27 protein-coding genes are annotated in these 20,418 nt (G+C 67.9%); 19 read left to right on the plus strand and 8 right to left on the minus strand.

The features are described from left to right. Positions 1-19: 19 nt before the first annotated feature. Complete coding sequence (locus tag AB0F51_RS10930; protein WP_360277414.1) at positions 20-898, minus strand: Gfo/Idh/MocA family oxidoreductase; 879 nt, start codon at positions 896-898, stop codon at positions 20-22. 135 nt (positions 899-1,033) lie between these two features. On the opposite strand from AB0F51_RS10930, the gene AB0F51_RS10935 reads away from it, so the two are divergent. From AB0F51_RS10935 to tuf, 3 genes are all read left to right on the plus strand, one after another. Further along, positions 1,034-3,415, plus strand: coding sequence for a hypothetical protein (locus AB0F51_RS10935; protein WP_360277417.1), 2,382 nt, complete (start codon positions 1,034-1,036; stop codon positions 3,413-3,415). A gap of 140 nt (positions 3,416-3,555) precedes the next feature. Beyond that, the gene (gene bla, locus AB0F51_RS10940) at positions 3,556-4,341 is read left to right on the plus strand and encodes a class A beta-lactamase (RefSeq protein ID WP_360277419.1); all 786 of its coding nucleotides are present in this window, start codon (positions 3,556-3,558) and stop codon (positions 4,339-4,341) included. Between the two features lie 525 nt (positions 4,342-4,866). Further along, positions 4,867-6,054, plus strand: coding sequence for an elongation factor Tu (tuf, locus tag AB0F51_RS10945; protein WP_360277422.1), 1,188 nt, complete (start codon positions 4,867-4,869; stop codon positions 6,052-6,054). 42 nt (positions 6,055-6,096) lie between these two features. Here tuf and AB0F51_RS10950 read toward each other — a convergent pair whose 3' ends face one another. From AB0F51_RS10950 to AB0F51_RS10960, 3 genes are read right to left on the minus strand one after another with little or no spacing between them, the layout of a single operon-like run. Next, a complete protein-coding gene (locus AB0F51_RS10950; RefSeq protein ID WP_360277425.1) occupies positions 6,097-6,978 on the minus strand; it encodes a serine hydrolase domain-containing protein in 882 nt (293 codons plus the stop codon). 1 nt (position 6,979) lies between these two features. Further along, positions 6,980-7,237, minus strand: a complete 258-nt coding sequence (locus AB0F51_RS10955) for a DUF4031 domain-containing protein (RefSeq protein WP_360277428.1) — start codon at positions 7,235-7,237, stop codon at positions 6,980-6,982. Continuing rightward, on the minus strand, positions 7,234-7,938 hold the full coding sequence (locus tag AB0F51_RS10960) for a copper homeostasis protein CutC (protein ID WP_360277431.1): 705 nt from the start codon (positions 7,936-7,938) through the stop codon (positions 7,234-7,236). Before AB0F51_RS10960 ends, AB0F51_RS10955 begins: the two co-directional genes overlap by 4 nt. Before the next feature lie 134 nt (positions 7,939-8,072). Between AB0F51_RS10960 and AB0F51_RS10965 the strand changes: the two genes are divergently transcribed. From AB0F51_RS10965 to AB0F51_RS11010, 10 genes are all read left to right on the plus strand, one after another. Continuing rightward, positions 8,073-9,110, plus strand: a complete 1,038-nt coding sequence (locus tag AB0F51_RS10965) for a LacI family DNA-binding transcriptional regulator (RefSeq protein ID WP_360277435.1) — start codon at positions 8,073-8,075, stop codon at positions 9,108-9,110. Positions 9,111-9,206: 96 nt separating this feature from the next. Beyond that, a complete protein-coding gene (locus AB0F51_RS10970; RefSeq protein WP_360277438.1) occupies positions 9,207-9,431 on the plus strand; it encodes a hypothetical protein in 225 nt (74 codons plus the stop codon). Between the two features lie 85 nt (positions 9,432-9,516). Further along, a complete protein-coding gene (locus tag AB0F51_RS10975; RefSeq protein ID WP_360277441.1) occupies positions 9,517-9,861 on the plus strand; it encodes a hypothetical protein in 345 nt (114 codons plus the stop codon). 66 nt (positions 9,862-9,927) lie between these two features. Continuing rightward, a complete protein-coding gene (locus AB0F51_RS10980) occupies positions 9,928-10,329 on the plus strand; it encodes a hypothetical protein (protein ID WP_360277444.1) in 402 nt (133 codons plus the stop codon). Beyond that, a complete protein-coding gene (locus AB0F51_RS10985) occupies positions 10,326-10,796 on the plus strand; it encodes a hypothetical protein (RefSeq protein ID WP_360277446.1) in 471 nt (156 codons plus the stop codon). Before AB0F51_RS10980 ends, AB0F51_RS10985 begins: the two co-directional genes overlap by 4 nt. Then, positions 10,793-12,322, plus strand: a complete 1,530-nt coding sequence (locus AB0F51_RS10990) for a multicopper oxidase domain-containing protein (RefSeq protein ID WP_360277449.1) — start codon at positions 10,793-10,795, stop codon at positions 12,320-12,322. Before AB0F51_RS10985 ends, AB0F51_RS10990 begins: the two co-directional genes overlap by 4 nt. Positions 12,323-12,399: 77 nt before the next feature. After that, complete coding sequence (locus tag AB0F51_RS10995; RefSeq protein WP_360277451.1) at positions 12,400-12,738, plus strand: metalloregulator ArsR/SmtB family transcription factor; 339 nt, start codon at positions 12,400-12,402, stop codon at positions 12,736-12,738. Next, positions 12,735-13,217: an SRPBCC family protein gene (locus AB0F51_RS11000; protein WP_360277453.1), complete on the plus strand. Its 483-nt coding sequence runs from the start codon at positions 12,735-12,737 to the stop codon at positions 13,215-13,217. The genes AB0F51_RS10995 and AB0F51_RS11000 overlap by 4 nt, the downstream gene beginning before the upstream one ends. After that, complete coding sequence (locus AB0F51_RS11005; protein ID WP_360277456.1) at positions 13,214-13,816, plus strand: dihydrofolate reductase family protein; 603 nt, start codon at positions 13,214-13,216, stop codon at positions 13,814-13,816. Before AB0F51_RS11000 ends, AB0F51_RS11005 begins: the two co-directional genes overlap by 4 nt. Further along, positions 13,813-14,415 carry a dihydrofolate reductase family protein gene (locus tag AB0F51_RS11010; RefSeq protein WP_360277459.1) on the plus strand — a complete coding sequence of 201 codons (603 nt, stop codon included), beginning with the start codon at positions 13,813-13,815 and terminating at the stop codon, positions 14,413-14,415. The genes AB0F51_RS11005 and AB0F51_RS11010 overlap by 4 nt, the downstream gene beginning before the upstream one ends. Here the strand turns inward: AB0F51_RS11010 and AB0F51_RS11015 are convergent. Continuing rightward, complete coding sequence (locus AB0F51_RS11015; protein ID WP_360277461.1) at positions 14,392-14,715, minus strand: hypothetical protein; 324 nt, start codon at positions 14,713-14,715, stop codon at positions 14,392-14,394. The genes AB0F51_RS11010 and AB0F51_RS11015 overlap by 24 nt on opposite strands. Before the next feature lie 67 nt (positions 14,716-14,782). Next, on the minus strand, positions 14,783-15,469 hold the full coding sequence (locus AB0F51_RS11020) for a peptidyl-tRNA hydrolase (RefSeq protein ID WP_360277464.1): 687 nt from the start codon (positions 15,467-15,469) through the stop codon (positions 14,783-14,785). 339 nt (positions 15,470-15,808) lie between these two features. Here AB0F51_RS11020 and AB0F51_RS11025 point away from each other — a divergent pair, with 339 nt between their 5' ends. Genes AB0F51_RS11025 through AB0F51_RS11045 form a run of 5 tightly spaced genes read left to right on the plus strand, consistent with a single transcriptional unit; the run spans position 15,809 to position 18,237 of the window. Next, positions 15,809-16,600 carry a thymidylate synthase gene (locus AB0F51_RS11025; protein ID WP_360277467.1) on the plus strand — a complete coding sequence of 264 codons (792 nt, stop codon included), beginning with the start codon at positions 15,809-15,811 and terminating at the stop codon, positions 16,598-16,600. Positions 16,601-16,650: 50 nt separating this feature from the next. Beyond that, positions 16,651-16,992 (plus strand): metalloregulator ArsR/SmtB family transcription factor, encoded by a 342-nt coding sequence (locus AB0F51_RS11030; protein WP_360277469.1) that lies wholly within the window; start codon positions 16,651-16,653, stop codon positions 16,990-16,992. 2 nt (positions 16,993-16,994) lie between these two features. Next, complete coding sequence (locus tag AB0F51_RS11035) at positions 16,995-17,465, plus strand: SRPBCC domain-containing protein (RefSeq protein WP_360277471.1); 471 nt, start codon at positions 16,995-16,997, stop codon at positions 17,463-17,465. A 9-nt stretch (positions 17,466-17,474) separates the two neighbouring features. Then, positions 17,475-18,056, plus strand: a complete 582-nt coding sequence (locus AB0F51_RS11040; RefSeq protein ID WP_360277474.1) for a dihydrofolate reductase family protein — start codon at positions 17,475-17,477, stop codon at positions 18,054-18,056. Between the two features lie 10 nt (positions 18,057-18,066). Beyond that, positions 18,067-18,237: a hypothetical protein gene (locus tag AB0F51_RS11045; RefSeq protein WP_360277477.1), complete on the plus strand. Its 171-nt coding sequence runs from the start codon at positions 18,067-18,069 to the stop codon at positions 18,235-18,237. 76 nt (positions 18,238-18,313) lie between these two features. Here the strand turns inward: AB0F51_RS11045 and AB0F51_RS11050 are convergent, their stop codons facing one another. Continuing rightward, entirely contained in the window at positions 18,314-18,463 is a 150-nt protein-coding gene (locus tag AB0F51_RS11050) for a hypothetical protein (RefSeq protein WP_360277479.1), read from the minus strand. Next, positions 18,460-18,663, minus strand: coding sequence for a hypothetical protein (locus tag AB0F51_RS11055; protein WP_360277482.1), 204 nt, complete (start codon positions 18,661-18,663; stop codon positions 18,460-18,462). Before AB0F51_RS11055 ends, AB0F51_RS11050 begins: the two co-directional genes overlap by 4 nt. Before the next feature lie 399 nt (positions 18,664-19,062). On the opposite strand from AB0F51_RS11055, the gene AB0F51_RS11060 reads away from it, so the two are divergent. Further along, entirely contained in the window at positions 19,063-20,340 is a 1,278-nt protein-coding gene (locus AB0F51_RS11060) for a toxic anion resistance protein (RefSeq protein ID WP_360277485.1), read from the plus strand. Positions 20,341-20,418 lie beyond the last annotated feature (78 nt).

The raw sequence follows: 20,418 nt of genomic DNA on the forward strand, positions 1-20,418 counted from the left end.
TGCTCGGCGGCATGTCGAGTCACGGCCGGAGCTGGGCCTCGGCGGTGGACAGGAGTTCGACGACTCGGGTGCCGAAGGCGATGTCCACCGGGTGGGTGTCACCCGACTCCGCGGCCGCCACCAGCTCGGTCGCGGCCAGCGCGAACGCGTCGGCGGCAGGGGTGTCACCGGCCGGCAGCAGCGCAGTACCGGTCTCTCCCCAGATACCCGTCTCGAAGTTGCTGCCCTCAGGTGGCGCGAACAACGACAGGCTCGCCGTACTCGTCGCACCGGACTCGTGGGTGAGGACCAGGTGGACGAGGTCGCCCGCTCCGCCGACCGCGCGGATGTCGGTGATCGGGCCGAGCAGGGCACTCAGGTTGGACAGGGCGTGCGGGCCGATGTCCCAGAGCGCCCCACGCTGCTCGCGCCGCCACGGCGACTCGCTGAACGGGTTGCCGGGCGCGTCGAGCGACGCCAGCATCCGGGTCCAGCCGCCCTTCCAGCCGCCGGTCGCCTGGATCCGGTCGAAGAAGGCCCGGGTCTCCGGCTCGAACCGGCCAGTGAAAAAGACCACTGAGGCGATTCCCTCGCCGCTGACCTCGTCGGCCAGCGCCCGGGCGTCGTCGAGCGAGTCGGCGACCGGCTTGTCCAGCAGCAGGTGCTTCCCGACGGCCGCGGCGTCGAGCGCCATCGACGCCTGCACCTTCGGCGGTACCGCGAACGCCAGCGCGTCGACGTCCGCAAGTAACGCTGCGTAGTCGCTGTAGGGAGTGACGCCCAAGTCTGTAGCCAAGGCCTGAGCTTTGCTGTCGTCCCGGCCCCAGACACCCACCAGCTCGACGTCCTCGGCGGCTTTCAGCCCCGGCCCCTGCGTCAATGTGGCCCACGGGCCCGTCCCTACCAAACCGAACCGCATGGTATCCGCCCTTCCTGGTCTTCCACCCCGACCGGCCCCGAACAGGTGACGAGCCGATATCGCTTTGGCCACGACCCTAACCGGGAGCCCCGGATCGGTCGGTGCGGGCCCGCACCGGGTGCGAGACTCACGGCCATGGACCTGCGCGACCAGTGGAATCGCCTGCTGCCGCACGCGCAGCCGCTGGGCGACGACCTGCTCGCTCGTTACGCAGAGCAACATCGGCACTATCACGACCAGCGGCACCTGACCGAGATGCTCGAGACCATCGACGAGCTGGCCGGCCAGGCCGATGACGCCGACGCGGTCCGGCTGGCCGCCTGGTTCCACGACGCGATCTACGACCCGCAGGCCGAACCGGGTGAGAACGAAGAGGTCTCGGCGCAACTCGCCGAGCTCGAGCTGTCGGCGTACGGCGTGGAGGCGGCCAGGGTCGCCGAGATCGGCCGGCTGATCCGGCTGACCGCCAAGCACGACTGCGCCCCCGATGACGCGAACGGCGCCGTCCTGTGCGACGCCGACCTGCGCGTCCTCAGCCTGTCCGCCGCCCGGTACGACGAGTACGCGGCCGGCATCCGCGCGGAGTACGAGCATATCGCGGACCGCGATTTCGCCCGCGGCCGGATGACCTTCCTGCAAGGCCTCGCCGAGACCTCCCTGTACGCGACCGACTACGGCCACGAGCACTGGGAAGCGGCGGCCCGCGAGAACATCCAGCGCGAACTGCAGCAGTGGGGCCCGAAGGCGGCTCGCCCGATCGCCGGGCTGATCCCGATGATCTACCTGGGCGCAGCACTCGGTGTCATCATCGCAGCCTCGGTGCTACTGGGCCGCGGGCTCGGTGCGGCCGCACGCTGGCCTGCCGGACCCGGAGACGTCAACGGCTTCCCGGTCTGGGCACCAATAGCCGGTACTGCGGTTGCCGCCGGACTCACGTGCGCCTGGTTCCGGCGGGGGCAACCCCGGCTGGTGACGATCCCCGCGATGGTGCTCGCCGCGGTCGGGGTGGTCGCCATCGGGATCTGCTGGTGGCAATGGCCGTCGGCGCAACCCGGTGCGGCCATGAGTGAGCGCTGGCCGTACCTCATGCTCGCCTCTGTCGCCCTGCTGATCGCCGGTGCGTTGCTGGCCCTGGCCAGACGACTCCGGCTGGCTCCGCCGTACGCGCTGTCACCCCCGCGAGGGCTGAGCCTTGGTGTGACGGTGGTGTGCGCCTCGCTGCTCGCCTGGATCGTGGTGTCGGCCGGTGAGCCGTTCGTGCAGGCCCGACTCGAGACAGCGAACACCGTGAGCACCACGACCACCGTGCCGCCCGGCGTTCAGCCGGTGCAGCTCGACGGTGGCGTCGCCTGGAGCCGGGAGGTGCCCGCAACGGGCGCGATCGCCGGGACCGTGGGTGGGGTGGCCGAGCTCCGGACCGACGGCGTGGTGATGTCCGACGCGACGACCGGCCAGATCCGCTGGCGGTACGCCCGGGCAGACGTGGACGACGCCGCATCCAGCGGCTCCGAGGGCCTGCTGGTCTCCAGTGACGGCCGCACCATCGCGACTCACCTCCCGTACGACGCCGGGCGGGCCCCTCGAGGGATCGACCTGCCGACGTACGCAGTACTGGATGCAGAGACCGGCAAGGTGCTCGCCGAGGTTCACACCGACGGCACCGCACTCGCTGTCGATGCGAACCGGCTGCTCGTCGCGGAGGGCGAGAAGGTCGTGGCGCATGGCGTCAGCAGCCCCACTCACTGGCAGACGCAGCTGAAGTGCACCGTGACCCAGGGCGTGCTGCTGGCCGACCAGGCCGTCGTGGTCGACGCCTGTGGTGGCAACGGCGCGGTCGTCCGGGGGCTGGACCTCATGGACGGCAAGCAGCGCTGGGAGGCCAACCTGGGTATCCGCTTCGAGATGGAGGCCGAGCTCGACCCGGCCAAGTGGATCGGCGAGCTTGTCGCAGTACCGGACACCCGGGAGGTCTCCGGGCTCGTCTGGACCGGCGCGGCCGGCGGAACACTTCACCAGTGGTCACTGGACGTCAACGAAGGCCGTCTCCTCTGGTCCACCCCAGTGCCCGGTACGCCGCGGCCGCGGCTCGGGCGGTCGTCGTGTGACGCGCAGCTGGCCGCAACGCATTCCTCGATCATCCTGGTGACCTGCCGGGGCAATACCGAGGCCGGGGAGCCCCAGACGTACGACGTGTCCGCACTCAGCCCGGCGGACGGCACACCGCAGTGGCACCACCTCCTGCCCATCCCGCCGAAGCTCCAGCACGCCGAGTTCCCCCGTGACGGGTTCGGCCTGCTCCCGGACGGCCGAGTGGTCACCCTGATGCCCCAGGCCGACGGAAGCTGCTCCCCCGTCATGATCGGCGCCACCGGCGTCCAGCCGCGCCCGCTGGTCGCCGGCCCCACCACAGCCTCGGCAGCCGAGACCAAGAAGGTCACCTGCAACAGACCCGCCGTCGCAGTAGCCAGCGGCCGCCCCATCTTCAGCGACGGCACCCGCCTCTTCGCCCTGAACTGACTCGGGCCGCTAGCTAGGCTCGCTCCATGCGACGAGCCCTCCTTGCCGCCCTGATTCTCATCACCGCTGCTTGTACTACGGATCCTGCACCTACCAGCTCTTCCACCCCAGCTCCTGCTCCTGCTTCACAGACCACGCCTGTGGCGACTCCGCTCCCCGCACCGGAGTTCGGCAAGCTGGAGAAGCAGTACGCCGCCCGGCTCGGCGTGTACGCGCTGGATACCGGCACCAACCGCACGATCACCTATCGCGCCGACGAGCGCTTCGCCTTCGCCTCCACCTTCAAGGCGCTCGCGGTCGGAGTACTGCTGGCCCAGGGAAAGAACCTGGCCAAGCTGATCCGGTACTCCGAGTCGGACCTGCTCGCCAACTCACCGATCACCAAGAAGAACGTCCGCACCGGCATGACGCTGCGCCAACTCTGCGACGCCGCGATCCGCTACAGCGACAACGCGGCGGCCAACCTGATCCTGACCGAACTCGGCGGACCCAGCGGCTTCCAAGCGGGTCTGCGAAAGCTGGGCGACACCACCACCCGCTCCGACCGCAACGAGCCGAGCCTGAGCGAAGGCGCCCCCGGCGACCCCCGCGACACCACCACCCCACGAGCCCTGGCGACCACCCTGCAAAAGCTTGCCTTGGGCAACGCGCTCCCACCGGCTCCACGGTCGCTGCTCGTCGGCTGGCTCCAGAACAACACCACCGGCGCCACCACGATCCGGGCCGGCGTACCGAAGTCCTGGGGGGTCGGCGACAAAACCGGCACCGCAGGCTACGGCGGCCGCAACGACGTAGCCATCCTCTGGCCCCCGAACCGTCCACCGATCATCCTGGCCGTGATGACCACCAAAGGCGTCAAGAACGCAGAACGAGACGACGCACTGCTCACGGCCGCCGCCAAGGCAGCTGTCACCGCACTGGGGTGAAGGAAGACATGAGATGAGCGAACGCGAGCTGACGGCGGCCGCGATGATGGCGGCTCTGCGGGAGCGTCGAGCGGCTGCTGGACGAGTCGTCGCACGAAGGGCGGCTGGCCGGCTTTTGTGTGCTGGACTTCCAGGCGCGAGCGAAGAAGACGACAGATGACGAGCGGCAGGCGGCGTACAAGCTACCGCCGACCTGGCCGACCTCTTCGGGATCGCCGAACTCCTCGGCTAGCGGGAATTTCCGTTGCCCGGGGCAGCGTTGACACCTACCGTGATGGTCATGTTCCGCGTGGATTCTGTTGCGTACCTGTCAGGCACCGGCCTGTCAGGCGCTGCCGCGTGGACTGCAGAGGATTCAGCTCTGTTCACCGGCGCCCGACGCCGACCCTCCTCCTGCTGACAGCAGGACCCGCGGAGGAGGGTGGCTCGCACCGGCCCCCTCCGACCGCTGAAGAACCAGCTGGTACGGATGGCGGGCCCTGGGGTCCTGGCTCTCGAATCTTCTGACCAGCAAGGGAAAACATCATGGCCAAGAGCCAGTTCGTGCGGACCAAGCCGCACCTCAACATCGGCACCATGGGGCACGTCGACCATGGCAAGACCACGCTGACCGCCGCGATCACCAAGGTGCTCGCCGAGCGCTACCCGGGGACCAACTCCTTCGTCGCGTTCGACGGGATCGACCGGGCGCCCGAGGAGGTCCAGCGCGGGATCACGATCAACATCTCGCACGTCGAGTACGAGACCGCCAACCGGCACTACGCGCACGTCGACATGCCCGGGCACGCCGACTACGTGAAGAACATGATCACCGGCGCCGCCCAGGTGGACGCCGCGATCCTGGTCGTGTCGGCGCAGGACGGCGCCATGCCGCAGACCCGTGAGCACGTACTGCTCGCGCAACGCGTCGGGGTGCCGTACCTGGTCGTCGCACTGAACAAGGCCGACGCCGTCGACGACCCCGAACTGCTCGACCTGGTCGAGCTGGAGGTCCGCGAACTCCTGTCGGAGTACGGCTTCCCGGGTGACGAAGTACCGGTCGTGCGGGTCTCTGGTCTGCGTGCGCTCGAGGGCGACCCCGAGTGGATGAAGGCGGTCGGCGACCTGCTCGACGCTGTCGACGACTACGTGCCGGTCCCGGACCGTGAGCTGGGCGAGCCGTTCCTGATGCCGATCGAGAACGTGCTCACCATCAGTGGCCGCGGCACTGTCGTCACCGGCGCGGTCGAGCAGGGTTCGCTGCGGCTCGGCGACGCCGTGGAGGTGGTGGGTCTCGGCCCGACCGTCACCAGTACGGCGATCGGGCTGGAGACGTTCGGCAAGTCGCTGGAGTCCGCGCAGGCGGGTGACAACGCGGCCGTGCTGCTGCGTGGCATCAAGCGCGACGAGGTCCGTCGCGGCCAGGTGGTGGCGCTGCCGGGCAGCGTGCAACCGCACCGGAAGTTCCGGGCGCAGCTGCACGCGTTGTCGACCGCTGAGGGTGGCCGGCACACGCCGTTCGCCGCGGACTACCGGCCGCAGTTCTACTTCCGGACCACGGACGTGTCGGGTGGCATCGACCTGGGTGAGATCGCCCTGGTGATGCCGGGTGACACGATCGAGCTCGGCGTGGAGCTGGAGAAGCCGGTCGCGATGACGGTCGGCCTCGGCTTCGCCGTCCGCGAAGGCGGCCACACCGTCGCCGCCGGCACAGTGACCGAACTGCTCGATTGAAGAACAGGTGCCCCAGGCTAGTTGCCTGGGGCACCTTTCATGTCAAGCTGCGAAGTCGTCGATCAACTGAGCCATCGGTACGCCGGTGAGCGGCCGCTGCAGCTCGTCCAGGTACTGCGCGATCGCCGGCAGCGCATCGGTATCGGCCACCAACATGACGGCCGCCCACTCGTCGCGTGGCGACAACAGCATGGCCGCTCGGTAGCCCTGCAAACGCCCGTTCAGGTAAAGCATTCCGGCCGGCCCAACCGCCCATCCCAAGCCATAAGCCAGCGGCACCGTCACCCGAGGCCGCGCGATTTCGGCCAGCAAACCCTTGTCCTGCAGGAGAAACTCACAGAAGCTCAGCAGGTCGGGAACAGTCGACCACAACCCACCACTCGGCCGCCGAGCCCGCGGATAGAACGCCGCTCGGCCCTCGGGGGCGAGGAAGCCGGTGGCTGTAAGGCCGCAGGCCGAGATCAGCCCGCCAAGTCCGTCCTCGAAGGTACCCCCGGTCAACCGCGCCAGCAGCGCGCCCGCCAGGAAGTAGTTCCCGTTGTAGTAGGCCCACCGCTCCCCCGGCGGATACTCCTGCCCACCGGCAACCACCAACCTCGCCGCCGCCAGGAACACGTCGTCGCCCTCACCCAACGCGGCAGCTGCTTCAGCATCCACGACCTGCTTGAGCCCCGACGACTGCGCCAACACCTGCGCGACGGTCAACTCCGTCTCCAGCTCCGGCAGAACCTCAGCCACCGGTATGTCCACCCCGAACCCTTTGTCCCGCAGAGCTCTGACAGTCGCCGCAGCGGTCACCGTCTTCGTCAACGAAGCGATCCGAAACGGTGCACCGACATCCACGCCGGACGCGGCCGTCTCCCGGTGCCCGCGATGCGACACCCCCACCACCGCATCCAGCCCGCCAAAGCCCTGCAGTTCCACTTCAACTCCTCTTGCGACGCCGCAACCCAGCCTCGATCAACCGCCGGACAAGCACCCGGCTGGACACCGGTACTGCGCCGGCCGCCACCAGCGCGTCGTACTGGTCGGACGGTACGTCGTAGTGGTCGCGGTCGAAGCCTCGTGCCGGGATGCCCGCCTTGCGGGCGAACTCGTGCAGTTCGTCGTACGAGACGTCGCTGGCCAGATGGGACCAGACGCGGTTCCAGGCCGGCCAGGCCGGTGGGTCGATCAGGATCATGCTTTCTCGTCCTGCGCGTCCAGCAGGTTGCGCCAGGCCCGGACGAACCGCGAGTTCACGTAGGCCTTGGTCCACGAACCGTCCTGCCGCACCGACGACCCGACATGGAACCGCCGGACGCCCGCGCCGTACAACCAGGGCACGTGTTCCGGCTGGAGCGAGCCGCCCGCCATCATCACCTGGGCGACCTGCGGATCGTCCTTCGCCAGGCTGAGCAGATCGTCCAGCCCGTGCCCGACACCGAGCGCAGAGCCTGCGGTCAGCACGCAGTCCATACCGGGGAGCCCGCGCAACGCGCGCCACGCCTTGCGCTGCTCCAGGACATGGTCGACGGCCCGGTGGAACGTCCACGGCGTACCGGCGAAGGTGCTCGCCAGTGCGGCGACCGAATCGACGTCCACCTCGTTGTCCGGCGTCAGGAAGCCGAACACGAACCCGTCCGCACCCGCCGACAGGTAGGACTGCGCCATCGCGGTCAGCCGGTTCAGCTCGGCGCCGTCGGTGCCGAACGAGTCCGACAGCCGCAGCATCACCCGCAACGGCAGGTCGGTGACCCGGCGGATCGCACTGACCGTCGAGACCGACGGGCACAGGCCGTCGGCCTCCATCGCGGCACACAGCTCCAGCCGGTCCGCGCCGCCCTCCTGAGCCGCTTCGGCGTCCGCCGGATGTAGCGCGATGACCTCCAGCAACGAACCCATGCCGCCATCATCCTGTATCGGCCCGCCAGGTAGCCCCGAAATAGGTGTTGCGCTCCCCAGCAGTCTTCTGTATCGTTTTTCTAGAACGATTTAGAAGATCGATACAGAAGACGATCCAGAGACGAGGTGCCGAGATGTCGAGAGTCACCCTGAAGACCGTGGCGCAGGCCGCCGGGGTGTCGCCGTCGACGGTCTCGAACGCCTACAACAAGCCCGACCAGCTCTCCGCCGCACTGCGCGAGCGGATCCTGGCCAAGGCCCAGGAGCTCGGGTACGCCGGGCCCGACGCCTCCGCCCGGGCCCTGCGGAGCGGCAAGGTGGGTGCGGTCGGGGTGCTGTTCACCGACAAGCTCGCCTACGCGTTCTCCGATCCGTACGCGGTCGGCTTCCTGGCCGGGCTGGCCGAGGTCGCCGAGGAGTTCGCCACCAGCCTGCTGCTGGTGCCGCTCAGCTCGACCGACATCCAGGGCGGGACGAACGCGGTCCAGCAGGCCGCGATCGACGCCGCCGCGATCTTCTGCGTCGCCCCGGGCCACCCGGCCCTGGACGTGCTGAAGAACCGCGGGATCCCGATGGTCTCGACCGACCGCGGCGACCACCCGGACCTGTCCTGGGTCGCGATCGACGAGACCGAGGCGGCCGCCGAGCTCGGCCGGCACCTGGCCCGGCTCGGCCACCGCGATCTCGTCATCCTGCTCGACAACGCTCAGGCGGCCGGCAGCCGGCCGGTCGAGCTCAGCCTCGACCAGGTCGGCTACACCGACTGCGAGCTGCGGGTCCGCGGCCTGCACAAGGCGATGCCGGACGCCCGGATCAGGCTCGTCTCCGGTGGGCACAACGCCTTCAGCTCAGGGCTGGCCGCGGCCGAGTGGGTGCTGGACTCCCAGGACCGGCCGACCGCGATCGTCGGGCTGAGCGACGTACTGGCCCTCGGCGCGATGGAGGCGATGAGGACCCGCGGCCTGGTCCCCGGCCGGGACCTGACCGTGGCAGGTTTCGACGACATCCCCGCCGCCGAGACGGCCGGGCTGACCACGGTCAGCCAGCCGATCAAAGACAAAGGCCGCGCCGTCGGGCGGATGCTGCTCGACCCGGCCAGTACCGAACGCCAGATCATGATGCCGACCGAGCTGAAGGTCCGCGCCAGCAGCGGTCCGGCACCCCGCAACTGAGTCCCCCAGAACCCCACAGTCCCCCCGCACCATCCGCACCGACGGCCGTCCGGCCGCTGGTTCTGATCAACGCGCCCTCCGGAAGGGAGCACGACCATGACTTACTTCATCGCCGGCAACACCGCAGTGGAAAACGCGCGGTCCCTCGCCCAGTCCGCACTGCCGAACGCTCCTCAGCAGGAGTACTACGAGCCGGCCCCGCGGCGCACCGTCGCCGTCCGCGCCCAGCTGTCCGCAGTACTGCGGAAGGTGGCCGAGCGCGAGCTCAAGCTCGCCGACCGGATCGACCCGGCCCCGCGGTGCGAGCCGCTGGCGGGCTGATCCCACCAGACCTCTCCCGAGGCGGCAGAACCCCAAGCCACGCGGCTTGGGGTTTTGTCGGTTCTGTCTGGCACTCTGAAGGGCGATGAACGAACCAGGCGTGTTGCTGACGGCCCGTGCTCAGGTGCTCCACGACCTGGCCGCGCGGGGATTCGACGACGCCGTGATGGTGTCCTTGCTGGAGGACGCCGTTGCCGGACGGCAGTGGTGGCTGGACCAGTGGCCAGACGGCGCCGAGCACATCGCCGGCCTGGTCGCGCAGGACGTGCAGGACCGGCTGTCCGATTCCGGCGTTCGCTGGCCGCGCTGCACCGCTTGCGACGACCTCCACGATCACGAGCTGCGGATCGAGCCCGAGCTCGGCCCGGATCCGCACTGGGTCTGCGAGCGGGCCGGCATCTCCGTCTCACCCCTGGGGCACCTGACCTGAGCTGAGGGACGACTCAGGGATTTAACTGGTCGCGCTACATGTAGACAAGCTACTAGTGTGGCGGCCATGAAGTCCCTTGCTGCCCTTCGGCTGGTCGCGGCCCTGCACGCCGTCGCGGTCTGCCTGCAACCCGTGCTCGCGGGCGTCTACCTGAACGGATCGGGTGCCGCGATGCGGCTGCACGAGCCGATCGGCCTGGGTGTCGCCTTCGTCGCGATGGCCCAGCTGCCGATCGCGATCGTCTACTGGCGTTCCGGCGGCCGCGGCTCGGCCGCGCTGATCTCGTTGCTGTTGCTCGTCACGGAGGGCTTCCAGATCGGGATGGGGTACAGCCGCGAACTCGCCCTGCATCTCCCGCTCGGCGTCGCGACCGTGGCGATCGCCTGCGCCTTCGCCGTCTGGACCTTCCGCAAGGCGGCGCGGGTACGGCGTACGGCGAAAATTGTCCCGAGCGAGGTGCTCGCATGACATCGACGCCTACCGCCGAACCGAAGCCTGAGCCGACGCCCGAGCTGAAGCAGGCCAGGCAGCGCCGCCCTCGCCGGCCGCGAACGACGCTGGTGCTGTTGCGGATCTTCATGGTCCTGCACGCTGCTCTCATCACGGCGCAGCCGATCCTGGCCGGCTACTTCCTCTCCGGTGAAGTCGATGCGATGGACTGGCACAGCCCGATCGGTTCGTCGGTGTTCCTGATCGCGATGATCCAGCTGTTCGTCGCCATCCTGTACGGCTTCCCGGGCGGCGGCCGATGGTGGCCGGCCCTCGCCACAGTCGGTCTCGTCGTCGCCGAACTCACCCAGCAGGTCGTCGGCCACACGCAGAACTTCGCCGTCCACGTGCCGCTCGGCACAGCCATCGTGATCACCGTCCTCTGGATGACGGTCTGGTCCTTCCGCTCCAGCGCTCGCCAGGGCCGCCAGGAGGTCAAGCAATGAAGCTGTCACGCCGTGGGTTCCTCGGAGCGGCCGGTGCCGTCGGCCTGGCCGTCACGCTGGCCGACTGCGGCCTCGACCCGTCCCCCGGGCAGACTGCCGAACTGCTTACCAGCAAGGCGCCCCTGCCAGAAGCCTTCAAGGTGCCCTTGCCGATCCCGCCGGTGAAGAAGCCGCTCCACACGCGAGCAGGCGTCGACTACTACCGGGTGGTGCAGCAGAAGGCGTCCCTGGAGATCCTGCCGGGACTGAAGACCGAAGTGCTCGGGTACGACGGACTGCTGCCAGGCCCGACCTTCGACGTACGGAGCGGCCGGACGACTGTGGTCGAGCAGGTCAACCAGCTCGACGTACCGACAGTGGTGCATCTTCACGGCGGCCACACCCCAGCAGCGAGCGACGGCTGGCCGCTGGACCTGCTGATGCCTGATGGTGGACATCAGGGGCACGCCGGACACAGCGGCATGACCGGTGGCGACGTGAAGTCGGGCAAGAGGACCTACACCTATCCGAACACCCAGCGAGCCGCCACGCTCTGGTACCACGACCACCGGATGGACTACACCGCCCCACAGGTGTACCGCGGCCTGTTCGGCCTGCACCTGATCCGTGACGCCGAGGAAGACGCGCTGCCGCTACCGGGTGGCGAGCGCGAGATCCCACTGGTGCTGGCGGATCGGGCGTTCGCGGCCGACGGGTCGTTCCTCTACCCAGCAGCCAAAGACGGGCCGGGTGTTGAGGCGAAGTACATGGAAGGTGTGATCGGCGACGTCATCCTGGTCAACGGCGCTCCGTGGCCGGTGCTTGAGGTGGACGCGGCGCGCTACCGGTTCCGCATCCTCAACGCGGCGAACGCGCGCCGGTTCGAGCTGGCACTCGACAAGGGCCCGGCCAAGCTCGTGCAGATCGGTAGCGATGGCGGGCTGCTCGGCGCTCCGGTCGAGCACAAGACCCTGGTGGTTGCTCCGGCCGAGCGATTCGATGTGGTGGTCGACTTCTCGCAGTACGAGGTGGGTAGTGAGGTCACCTTGGTCAACAAGCTCGACAGTGGGCGTACCGGGCAGGTGATGCGGTTCAAGGTCGCCCGCAAGGCCGCTGACGACAGCAATGTGCCCGCCAGGCTTTCGGCGTACGCCGCTGTGCCCGAACCGTCGGGGTTGGTCCACCGCGAGTGGCGGTTCCGGCGAGGCAGCGCGGGTGGGCACCGCGGCTGGACGATCAACGGCCGGGCTTTCGACCCCAAGGACATGCAGGCCTCGGTCAAGCTCGACCAGTACGAGGTGTGGTCCTTCGTCACCGACGTCCACCACCCCGTCGACGTCCACCTCGCCCCCTTCCAGGTACTGCGCAGAGGCGGCGCCAAACCCGGCCCGTACGACGCCGGCTGGAAGGACACCGTCGACATCCGCCCGGCCGAAGTGGTCGACGTACTGGTGAAGTTCACTGCCCACAAGGGCAAATACCTCATCCACTGCCACAACCTCGAACACGAGGACATGGCCATGATGGCCGCCTTCGAAACCGTCTGAAAACTCACCGCTTGACCTGCGTCCGAGCACGTGCTTATATTCAACACATCAGTTGATCAACGGAACGGTTGATAAAGATGTCGATTGACGAAGAGACGCTGGACCGGGGCTTCACGGCGCTCGGTGACCCGGTCCGCCGGGCCCTGATCGCCCGGCTGTCGCGGAGCGAGGCGACGGTGAACGAGCTCGCCGAGCCGTTCGCGATCACCAAGCAGGCGATCTCGCGGCACCTCCAGGTGCTCGAGGCCGCCGGCCTGATCACCCGCAGCCGCGACGGCCAGCGCCGGCCGTGCCGCCTCAACCCGGCGGCTCTCGAAGCCCTGACCAGCTGGATCGACGACTACCGGCTGGCCTCCGAGCGCCGGTTCCGCCGCATCGACGCCGTTCTCGAAACCGTGAAGGAGCAGGACCGATGAGCACCCACCCGACCACCATCAGCGCCCCCGAGGGCACCCCGTTCGTCTCCGTGACGCGCGAGTTCGACGCCACCCCCGAACAGCTCTTCCGGGTCCAGACCGATCCGGAACTGATCGCCCAGTGGCTCGGCCCGCGCGAGCTGGAGGCGATCGTCGAGGAGTACGACGTACGCCCCGGCGGGCGGTACCGCTACATCCACAAGGCGCAGGACGGCACGGAGTACGCGTTCCGTGGTGTCTTCCACACCGTGGAGCCGGCCACGCTGATCATCCAGACCTTCGAGTGGGAGGGCGCGCCCGGCCAGGTCTGCCTGGAGAACGCGACCTACGAGAAGACCGAGACCGGCGTCCGGCTGCACACCCACTCGGTGTTCCCGTCGGTCGAGGCGCGCGACGCCGCGGTCCAGAGCGGGATGGAGTACGGCATCAACGACTCGATGGACCGGCTCGCCGAACTGCTCGCGGGACAGTCGTCATGAGCTCCGTGGTGGTCGACATCTCGATGTCGCTGGACGGTTACGTCACCGGCCCCGGCGTCGACCTGGAGCACGGTCTCGGCGAGGGCGGCGAGGTGCTGCACACCTGGGCGTTCGAGGGCAACGAGGCCGACCGCGCGATCCTGGACGCGGCGTTCACCGGGACCGGCGCGATCATCCAGGGCCGCAAGCTGTTCGACATCATCGACGGCCCGCACGGCTGGGACGAGGAGGTCGGGTACGGCGCCCAGCCGCCGGGCGAGCGCCCGCCACCGGTCTTCGTGATCACCCACGAGGCACCGGCCACGACCCGGCTCGGCGAGCGTTTCCGGTTCGTCACCGACGGACTGCACAGCGCCGTCCGGCAGGCCCAGGAGGTTGCCAACGGCAAGGAGATCGTGGTGATGGGTGGTGGCGAGGTCTGCCACGCCTTCCTGGCGGCAGGGCTGGTCGACATCGTCCGGCTGCACGTCGCACCCGTCGTACTGGGATCGGGTACGCGACTCTTCCCCGTGGACGCCTCGCCACGGATCGATCTCGAACTCACCGACGCCGTCTCGACTCCGACGGCCCAGCATCTCACCTACCGGGTGGCGAAATGAGCAAGGTGATCGCGGGAGCGACGGTCTCCCTGGACGGCTTCATCGCGGACGACTCCGACGCGGTCGGGCCACTGTTCGACTGGTACGGCAACGGATCGGTCGAGGTCTACGGCGCCGATCCGGACCGCCCGTTCCACGTCACCCAGGCGAGTGCGGACTACATCGCCTCGGTCTGGCCGGACATCGCCGTCACCGTCATCGGCCGGCGGCTGTTCGACATCACCAACGGCTGGAACGGCGTACCGGCGGTGGGTGACCACGTCATCGTGGTCACCCACCAGGCCCCGACCGACTGGCCGTTCCCCGACGCGCCGTTCACCTTCGTCGACAACCTCGAGGAGGCGATCAGCCAGGCCAAGACGATGGCCGGCGACCGCAACATCTCCCTCACCGGCGGCAACCTGACCGGCCAGGCCCTCGAGCTCGGCCTCGTCGACGAGCTCTCCCTCCAACTCGTCCCCGTCATCTTCGGCACCGGCAAGCCCTTCTTCGGCAACTACACAGGCCGCCACCAACTCTTCGACAACCCAACAGTCACCGAAGGCGACCGCGTCACCCACCTGCACTACCGCAGGTCAGTAGCCTCCCACCGAGACTGAGAAGATCAGCTTGTCGTCACCGTGGTACACCAGCAGGTTGCCGCCGGTGCAGCCGCTGTTGTACCAGGTGCGCTGGATGTTCCCGGAGCGGTTCCAGATCCGGTCGTAGTACCGGCTGAACGTCCTGCACTGACCGGAGTACACCGGCGGGAACTTGTCGAGCAGATAGCCGTTGCGGTAGACGCAGACCTCGCCCGAGTAGCAGGGCGGGTCCGCTGCCGCGACCTGGGCCGTCAGGCCGCTCATCACCAACGCAGCCGTCACACCGGCCAGCACCATCCGCCTGATCCGTTTGACCATTGACTTCTCCTTCGACGAAGTGACTGGCCTCAAACGGTAGGAAGCGCCGGCGGCTGCCCACCAACACTTAGACAGCGCGCGGCCGCCGGCCGTCCTGACCCAGCAGCTGTGGTACTTCGGCCACCACTGTCCGGCTGCCTGGTTCCACCTCGGTGAAGCCGGCGTCCTGTACTACGGGGAAGGTGGTCGCCAGCAGGCCTTGCCAGTAAGCGGGACTGGCGGTGCGGACAGCAAGTCTGAAGTCGTCCTCCTGCCACGACTTGCGCGCGGCGTCAGAGAGTTGGAGCCACGCCAGGTGAGCACCATGGCCAACCTGGGCCATCGTCTTGCCGGTAGACATCGTCAGGCCCGGGTTCACCCAAAGCACCGGTACGCCGGACTCCACCGCCGGGAGCTCGTCGGGATCCTCCAGATCGGTACCAGTCACCTGCAGCTTGGCCAGATCTTTCGGTACTGCGTCCAGCGGCACCGGCGGGAACACCCGTACGACGGCCGTCCCACCCGTCACCGTGACCCCCGGCAGCGCGGCAGCCCGTCGCCACTCGGCACCCCGCGCCCGGCGTACCACCTTCCGGATCCGGGCGTCCTGCCAGCCGCGCATCGCCTCGGCCCACTCCCCCTCGCCGACCGACCGCTCATCCGCCAGAATCGCCAGCACCGCCCGGGCCCCGGCCTCCAGAGCATCAGTCTGCGCAGGCCGCTCCACCTTCTCGACCTGCAACACCAGCGTCAGCACGAACTCATCAGAACTCACCCACCGAGTCTGCCAGCTCGGGTGTGCACGCGAGGTAGAGCCCACCAGGGAAATGGCCATAAAAGATCAAGAGAAAACAAGAACAAGAAATAGATAGAAATACAGCGCCCATTCAGGCCGCCTTCAAAGCTCTGCTTGCAGGCGGCCACCTGCCCGACGCCCCACCGCCGCGGTGGCGTCACGGAACGAAGCCGGCAGTGTCCGGCGAGGGACGAATGACCGATCTGGCCCGACGCAGAGTGACCGAGCGACTGCCGGAACCGGCAGCTTCCAGCACCTGCCGAGTGCATCGCGAGTGGCTACGAGGTGCTCGCGACGCCTGCTGCTATCGTCCAGAACGTGCACCAGTATCTGGATCTGATGAGACATGTCCTGGAAAATGGCACGAAGAAAAGTGACCGGACAGGCACCGGAACCTTGAGCGTCTTCGGTCATCAGAGCCGCTATGACCTGCGTGCCGGATTCCCGGCGGTGACCACCAAGAAACTGCACATGAAGTCGGTCGTCGGTGAACTCATCTGGTTCTTGAGCGGTTCGACCAACGCGAGATGGATGCAGGACAAAGGCATCACCATCTGGGACGAGTGGGCGGGAGGCGACGGCGAACTGGGGCCTGTTTACGGCTACCAGTGGCGTTCCTGGCCGGCACCGGACGGCAGGAGCATCGATCAGATCGCCGCAGTGATCAAGTCCTTGCGGGAGAATCCTGATTCTCGGCGTCACATAGTCAGCGCATGGAATGTTGCTGACATCGAGGACATGGCACTCCCGCCCTGCCACACGATGTTCCAGTTCTACGTTGCCGATGGCAAATTGTCTTGCCAGCTCTATCAACGGTCCGCGGACATCTTCTTGGGCGTCCCGTTCAACATCGCCTCTTATGCCCTGCTCACCCATATGATCGCTCAGCAGACAGGGCTCGAGGTTGGCGACTTCGTCCACACCCTTGGCGATGCGCACATCTACCTCAATCACCAAAAACAAGCAGAGTTGCAGCTCACCCGCGAGCCGCGCCCGCTGCCTGAGCTGCGGCTCAAGAAGCGCGACTCGATCGACTCCTACGAGATCGGGGACGTCGAGCTGATCGGTTACGACCCGCATCCGGGGATCAAGGCGCCGATCGCGGTCTGACCGCCCACGCTGCTTGCCAAAACCATCAGTTGTGACTAACGTACAACCACATGGTTGTACTTGGTGTTGAGAGTGATGAGGAGCTTGACCAGCTGTTCCGGGCGCTGGCCGATGGCACTCGGCGGGACATCTTGGTGCGGTCGTTGACCGGGACGCCGTCGGTGTCCGATCTGGCCGCGCACTACGAGATGAGTTTTGCCGCCGTTCAGAAGCACGTCGCCGTACTCGAGCGAGCAGGACTCGTTCGCAAGCAGGCGAGCGGGCGGGAGCGGTTGGTCTCCACCAATCACGAGCGGCTCCGGCGGGCCGGCGAGGTTCTCGATCAGCTCGAGGCCATCTGGCGCCATCGGATGGCGCAGCTCGACGACGTCCTGCTACCGAAAGAAGACTGATCATGCCGCTGACGTCGATCACCAAGGACGCCGCGAACCTCACGCTCACCGTGGTGGGCGACTATCCCGTTCCACAGCAACGCCTCTGGGACGCCTTCGCCGACCCGCGCCAACTGGAGCGCTTCTGGGGGCCGCCGACCATGCCTGCCACCTTCACCCACCACGACCTGAGAGTCGGGGGGCGCGCCGAGTACTTCCTGACCGGTCCGGCCGGTGAGAAGTGGAGCGGCTCCTGGAAGTTCACCGCGGTGGATCCCATCAACTCGTTCGAGGCGGAGGACGGCGAGGACAACGCCGAGGACGAGAACATGCCCGCGTCGATGACGTTCACCTTCGCCACCACGCCGACCGGCTCGCGGATGGTCTGCGTCACGAGGTTCTCCAGCCTGGAAGCGATGGAACGGACGATCCCCGGCATGGAGGTCGGGCTCCGCGCAGCAATGTCCCAACTCGATGCAGTCCTTGCCGGCTAGGAGAATCCGATGCGAAAACTCAAGATCATCGAGCACATCTCGCTCGACGGCGTGATCCAGAACACCGCCGACGACGACGCTTTCCCCTACCCCGATTGGACCGCGCCCTACCGGACTCCCGAAGGCCGGGACGCGATCCTCGCCGCCCACGGCGAGAGCTTCGACCTGCTGCTCGGCCGCCGTACCTACGACATGTTGTCGGCCTACTGGCCGACGGTCTCGGGCAATCCGATGGCGGACCGACTCAACGCAGCCACGAAGTTCGTCGTGACCCACCGCCCGGAGAGTCTCGCCTGGGGTCCGCACGAAGGCCTTGGACCGGACGTCGTCGAGGCCGTACGCCGCGTCAAAGCGCAGGACGGCCCGGACCTGGTCCTCGCGGGCAGCTCCACGCTGACCTCGCCGCTGCTCGACCACGGACTGGCCGACGAAGTCCTGCTGGCCGTCAATCCGGTCTTCGTCGGGACGGGCAAGCGCTTCTTCGCCGAGGGTTCTCCGGCGCACTCCTTCGAACTGGTCAGCACGGACACCTTCCCGTCCGGCATCATCTTCAGCACCTACAAGCCCGCCGGCATGGTGAAGCCGGCCTAGCCTCGGTCGGTTGTTGAGCGGGTCTGTCGTACTGACGGCTTTGAAGGAGTTGTACAGCGGCTTCGCGGTGCCGTCGGTGTTCAACAGGTCCATCGATTTGCCGGTGTGGGAGGCGATCGTGGACTGGGTGGACAGCCAGGTGCCGTGGTCGTGGAGCATCGTGAACATGGCGGTGACGTAGAAGTCGGTCCAGGCTTGATCGTCATTGCCCGGCCAGTCGAGCTCGATCGTGGCGTTCCACTCGGTGTCGGCGAGCTTCAGCCGGGTCCGCCGATGAAGATCTCGTGCCCGAGTGTGCGGGCATAGGCCTTCAGTATCGGCGCGTTGACCCACAGCTCGTCGTAGTACCGCTGCCCGGTCATCCCGCAGTAGTGGTCAGGCTCGTTGCCCAGCTCGTAAAGCCTCACCCGGCTGCCCGGATGATCCACTCCTGCCAGGCGCGCGACCAGGCGTCGGACGCACCGGCGCACTGCTGGTCCCAGATCGGCGGCAGGCCCAGCCCTCGCGGATCCACAGTCCCGGTGACGACAGCCGTCGTACTGCGAACCTCTCGCGCCGGACCCGTGATCGGTACGGGCGGCAGTTCGGTGGGCGCGGACCAGCTCACGTCGTCGAGGTACACATGTCCGGTCCAGCCCGGGTCGTCGACCTCCAGCCCGAAGTGGCGAACACCCGGCCCGGGTACTGCTCGTCGGTCAGTATCGCCGGTAGCGTCCCTATGAGCGCAAGTTGAACAGGCGTCGCCAGTCCCCCGCACGTTGCAACCGCGCCATCGAGGCCCCCTCGGTTCCTTATCGATCATGCGTCCGGCAGCCACCGGTGGCAATGGGCGGGTGACGGCCCGGAGGCGTGTACGGCGGGGTTGCGGCGAATGTCCTGGTCACGGATCGGGGAAGGTGGTCCCTTTGGGGACCGGGAACCGCGTAGATTGTGTGCGCGTCACGGAGTGTGTGACAGGGGATGCGGGCCGCGGAGGCTCGCGGCAGGCCACCGGAGGGGAACGACGATGACCGAAGCTGACAACACACAGGGCACCGCAGGGCAGGCCGGACAGGCGGCGGCACAGGCCGCGCCGGTTCAGTCACCGCTGCAGCCGCCGACCGCGACCGCACCTGGACTGGTACTGACCGCGCCCGCGCCGCCACAGCCCGTAGCGGCGACCGCGGCGCCGAGCCTGGCCCCGGCGGTCGACCCGGCCGCACTGCCCGGCCTGGACTCGAAGGTCGACACGTTCCTGAGCTCGCTGATGACGGCCGCGCCGCGCTCGCCGGAGTTCGCCCAGAAGGCCGGCGACGTCCGCAGCATGGGTGACGTCGACATCCGGCACGCCGCGGAGAGCTCGAACCGGTTGCTGCAGTCGCCGGTCAAGGCACTGACCCAGGGCGGGCTGTCGGAGGGCTCGACCGTCGGCAAGACGCTGCTCGAGCTTCGCCGTACGGTCGAGAACCTGGACCCGAAGGAAGCGACCGGGCCGAAGAAGCTGCTCGGGATGATCCCGTTCGGGGACAAGATCGAGGACTACTTCCGCAAGTACCAGAGCGCGCAGAGCCACCTCGAAGGCATCCTGCACTCGCTGCGCAACGGCCAGGACGAGCTCGCCAAGGACAACGCCGCGCTGAACCTGGAGAAGCAGCAGCTCTGGGACGCGATGGGCCGGCTGAACCAGTACGTGTACGTCGCCGAGCGGCTGGACGCCCGGCTGTCGGCGACGATCGCCGAACTGGAGACGACCGACCCCGACAAGGCGAAGGCGCTGCGCGAGGACGTGTTGTTCTACGTCCGGCAGAAGCACCAGGACCTGCTCGTCCAGCTGGCCGTGTCGATCCAGAACTACCTGGCCATCGACATCGTGATCAAGAACAACATCGAGCTGATCAAGGGTGTCGACCGGGCCTCGACCACGACCGTCTCCGCGCTGCGGACCGCGGTCATCGTGGCGCAGGCGCTGGGCAACCAGAAGCTCGTGCTCGACCAGATCACCGCGCTGAACACCACCACCAGCGGGATGATCGAGCGCACCTCGCAGATGCTGCGGGACAACTCGGTGGCGATCCAGCAGCAGGCGGCGTCGGCGACCATCGGGCTGCCGCAGCTGCAGGCGGCCTTCGCCAACATCTACGCCACGATGGACGCGATCGACACCTTCAAGGTGGAGGCGCTGGACAACATGGCGGCCACCATCGGCACGCTGGAGAACGAGGTGACCAAGTCCCGCAGCTACCTGGACCGGGTCGCCCGGCAGGACCAGCGGGTGGTCCAGGGCACGCTCGACCTCGGGCGCTGACCAGGCAGGCCCAGCCGACGCCAGGCTGCAGTACGTGCGCCGGAGTACTCCGCTCCGGCGCTGGAGAGATCTAGAAGC

The sequence above is a fragment of the Kribbella sp. NPDC023855 genome, from assembly GCF_040639475.1.
GTDB lineage: Bacteria > Actinomycetota > Actinomycetes > Propionibacteriales > Kribbellaceae > Kribbella.

What these genes read in the sequence shown, in the direction of transcription:
- AB0F51_RS10935 (WP_360277417.1), top strand. Translation starts at nt 1,034, where the DNA reads ATGGACCTGCGCGACCAGTGGAATCGCCTGCTGCCGCACGCGCAGCCG.
- AB0F51_RS10965 (WP_360277435.1), top strand. Translation starts at nt 8,073, where the DNA reads ATGTCGAGAGTCACCCTGAAGACCGTGGCGCAGGCCGCCGGGGTGTCG.
- AB0F51_RS10960 (WP_360277431.1), bottom strand. Translation starts at nt 7,938, where the DNA reads ATGGGTTCGTTGCTGGAGGTCATCGCGCTACATCCGGCGGACGCCGAA.
- AB0F51_RS10955 (WP_360277428.1), bottom strand. Translation starts at nt 7,237, where the DNA reads ATGATCCTGATCGACCCACCGGCCTGGCCGGCCTGGAACCGCGTCTGG.
- AB0F51_RS11035 (WP_360277471.1), top strand. Translation starts at nt 16,995, where the DNA reads ATGCCGCTGACGTCGATCACCAAGGACGCCGCGAACCTCACGCTCACC.
- AB0F51_RS11060 (WP_360277485.1), top strand. Translation starts at nt 19,063, where the DNA reads ATGACCGAAGCTGACAACACACAGGGCACCGCAGGGCAGGCCGGACAG.
- AB0F51_RS10990 (WP_360277449.1), top strand. Translation starts at nt 10,793, where the DNA reads ATGAAGCTGTCACGCCGTGGGTTCCTCGGAGCGGCCGGTGCCGTCGGC.
- AB0F51_RS11010 (WP_360277459.1), top strand. Translation starts at nt 13,813, where the DNA reads ATGAGCAAGGTGATCGCGGGAGCGACGGTCTCCCTGGACGGCTTCATC.
- AB0F51_RS10985 (WP_360277446.1), top strand. Translation starts at nt 10,326, where the DNA reads ATGACATCGACGCCTACCGCCGAACCGAAGCCTGAGCCGACGCCCGAG.
- tuf (WP_360277422.1), top strand. Translation starts at nt 4,867, where the DNA reads ATGGCCAAGAGCCAGTTCGTGCGGACCAAGCCGCACCTCAACATCGGC.
- AB0F51_RS10975 (WP_360277441.1), top strand. Translation starts at nt 9,517, where the DNA reads ATGAACGAACCAGGCGTGTTGCTGACGGCCCGTGCTCAGGTGCTCCAC.
- AB0F51_RS11030 (WP_360277469.1), top strand. Translation starts at nt 16,651, where the DNA reads ATGGTTGTACTTGGTGTTGAGAGTGATGAGGAGCTTGACCAGCTGTTC.
- AB0F51_RS10930 (WP_360277414.1), bottom strand. Translation starts at nt 898, where the DNA reads ATGCGGTTCGGTTTGGTAGGGACGGGCCCGTGGGCCACATTGACGCAG.
- AB0F51_RS10980 (WP_360277444.1), top strand. Translation starts at nt 9,928, where the DNA reads ATGAAGTCCCTTGCTGCCCTTCGGCTGGTCGCGGCCCTGCACGCCGTC.
- AB0F51_RS11015 (WP_360277461.1), bottom strand. Translation starts at nt 14,715, where the DNA reads ATGGTCAAACGGATCAGGCGGATGGTGCTGGCCGGTGTGACGGCTGCG.
- AB0F51_RS11040 (WP_360277474.1), top strand. Translation starts at nt 17,475, where the DNA reads ATGCGAAAACTCAAGATCATCGAGCACATCTCGCTCGACGGCGTGATC.
- AB0F51_RS11000 (WP_360277453.1), top strand. Translation starts at nt 12,735, where the DNA reads ATGAGCACCCACCCGACCACCATCAGCGCCCCCGAGGGCACCCCGTTC.
- AB0F51_RS10995 (WP_360277451.1), top strand. Translation starts at nt 12,400, where the DNA reads ATGTCGATTGACGAAGAGACGCTGGACCGGGGCTTCACGGCGCTCGGT.
- AB0F51_RS10970 (WP_360277438.1), top strand. Translation starts at nt 9,207, where the DNA reads ATGACTTACTTCATCGCCGGCAACACCGCAGTGGAAAACGCGCGGTCC.
- AB0F51_RS11005 (WP_360277456.1), top strand. Translation starts at nt 13,214, where the DNA reads ATGAGCTCCGTGGTGGTCGACATCTCGATGTCGCTGGACGGTTACGTC.